This is a genomic window from Marinobacter sp., assembly GCF_041595835.1.
Lineage (GTDB): Bacteria > Pseudomonadota > Gammaproteobacteria > Pseudomonadales > Oleiphilaceae > Marinobacter.
In genome coordinates this window covers 1-1,917 of the sequence record NZ_JBFHJO010000094.1, presented here as the reverse complement: position 1 = coordinate 1,917, position 1,917 = coordinate 1, and the positions used below count along the sequence as shown (strand labels likewise).

Annotated in this window: 3 protein-coding genes; all 3 read left to right on the top strand. The window is 53.7% G+C overall.

Going from position 1 to position 1,917, the window contains the following annotated elements; genetic code table 11:
* Positions 1-15: 15 nt before the first annotated feature.
* The 3 genes from ABYA77_RS14825 (at position 16) to ABYA77_RS14815 (ending at position 1,537) form a co-directional block, all read left to right on the top strand.
* The gene (locus ABYA77_RS14825; protein WP_372966733.1) at positions 16-738 is read left to right on the top strand and encodes a hypothetical protein; all 723 of its coding nucleotides are present in this window, start codon (positions 16-18) and stop codon (positions 736-738) included.
* Positions 739-819: 81 nt separating this feature from the next.
* The gene (locus ABYA77_RS14820; protein ID WP_372966732.1) at positions 820-1,041 is read left to right on the top strand and encodes a hypothetical protein; all 222 of its coding nucleotides are present in this window, start codon (positions 820-822) and stop codon (positions 1,039-1,041) included.
* A 295-nt stretch (positions 1,042-1,336) separates the two neighbouring features.
* A complete protein-coding gene (locus ABYA77_RS14815) occupies positions 1,337-1,537 on the top strand; it encodes a nicotinamide mononucleotide transporter (RefSeq protein ID WP_372966731.1) in 201 nt (66 codons plus the stop codon).
* Positions 1,538-1,917: the final 380 nt, after the last annotated feature.

Sequence of the window (1,917 nt, the reverse complement as noted above, 5' to 3'; positions counted from 1 at the left end):
AGCGGGAGGTGCGAAGTGATTAAACAAGCAATTGAAAAGATTTTGAGCTTGGCCGGAGTGCAAACGCTGGTTTTTGATGAACGAAGCTATACGGACAAACATATTTCGCCGGTGTTGCTGCCGGAACCTCAGGCTGTGGGCCTAAATACTCTGACCGGGATCAAGGACTATCTGGGAGAAAATCCGGATGGTCATGACCTGGATACGGTACTGATCCATATTGAGGGTCCAACGATGGTTCAGGTGTTTTCTCGCCTTTCTGGGCCATTTGTTCAACGGATGCCGTATTTGGAGGTTTCACATGTGATGCCGGTTTTTCCTTTCGGTAAGTACATGGACATCGAAACGTTTATCATCGAACTGCAAGCGAAGTTTGTCCAGGACGAATTGACCGCGCAGATCCTGCAGCTAGTGGGGACGATCACGGATGACCTGATTCAGGTCTACGCGGATGATGGTGTGTCGCAGCAGGTGACGGCGAAGAGCGGTATCGGCCGAGTACAACAGTGCTTGGTGCCGAACCCGGTTGTGCTATCGCCTTACCGTAGCTTTAACGAGATCGAGCAGCCTCCTGGCCGATTTGTTTTTCGCCTTAAAAGCGGGAATGGTACGACTACTGGCCGACCGGCTGTCGCGTTGTTCGAAGCGGACGGTGGGGCCTGGCAGCTGGAGGCTATTCAGCGGATTCGGCAGTGGTTGCGAGACAATGTTCCGGAAGAGGTCGTAGTCATCGCGTGAGCTATCGGGCAACCATCTGTGTCCCTTGGGATGGTTGCCCAAAAGTAAGGCTACAGTCTCAGTTATGGGGAATTTATAGTTATGAACCAGAGGGTTGTGTGCGTAGAGCCCGAAGTGGCAGTCGATTTCGCCGAGTTTCGGCCATTATTGGAAAAGGTCTTGGACCTGATCAGGAGGAGCATTCAGATCCATGGGGACTGGTCTGATTATGATGAGGATCGGGTTTTTGATGCGGTGGCTGGGGAGTTTGACGAATACCGGGAGGCGGTTGTTGTTCGGGATGTGAGCGGCCGGCATGGATAAATCGATGAACTGTTTGATATGGCGGTAACGTCTATCAAGGGGATTCGAAGGCTTTCGGCCTTGAAGCAGGGCGTGGGAGGTGTACCGCCTAAGCCATTTACAGCGCAGGGGGTAAGGATAGGAGACTACAAGATACGTCGGCTGCGTGGCGGGAAATTGTGGATGGAAAACGCCGAGGGCGAGGGTGGAGTGTTTCAGGAGGATGGGCTTAGGGCGGCTATTGACAGTTTCTGGGCTGGAAGTTTTTGAGGTCGGGACTCGGGTTATCCGATAAGCTTTCTTGTGCGGTGGGTCAATGACCTGGCTGCTGGTTGCGGTTGCCTTGATCGGGACTGTGCTGAATGTGCGGAAGAACCGACGGGGCTTTGTTTTCTGGGCGATCTCGAACCTTGGCCTGGCGGTGGTTAATCTGGGGCTAGGGCAATGGGCACAGTCGGTGTTGTTTGCGGTCTACCTGGGACTGGCGGTCTGGGGTTGGTTGGCATGGAAGGAATAATGAGATGATTTCTGAATATCCTAAGGAAGAATTAACCGACTGCGGGAGGGCCTGATCATGCACTGTCCTCATTGTGGAGCCAGCAGGAGTCACCTGCAGGACCTTACTGAAAACATTGAGGCCTATGCCTTGCAGACAATTCGCTGTACCCTCTGCGGCTGGCGTAAATCCCGTACAGTGCAAGAGGCCGAAGCTAAATCGGCTCATCGCCTCCAAATCGATCTTGCAGGTAAGGCGGGCCGAGACAGGCTCAAAGACTGTTGCGTTGAGGGTTGCCAGCGGAAGTATTTTGTTACAGCTGACGACCGAGGAATGTGCTGGCTACACCGGACTCGCTTGAAGACCTGGGAGGCGAGCAAGCGCACGACGATCGCGCCCGT

Excerpts from the sequence above, each read along its gene's own strand:
- ABYA77_RS14820 (WP_372966732.1), top strand. The coding sequence starts at position 820 with ATGAACCAGAGGGTTGTGTGCGTAGAGCCCGAAGTGGCAGTCGATTTC.
- ABYA77_RS14815 (WP_372966731.1), top strand. The coding sequence starts at position 1,337 with ATGACCTGGCTGCTGGTTGCGGTTGCCTTGATCGGGACTGTGCTGAAT.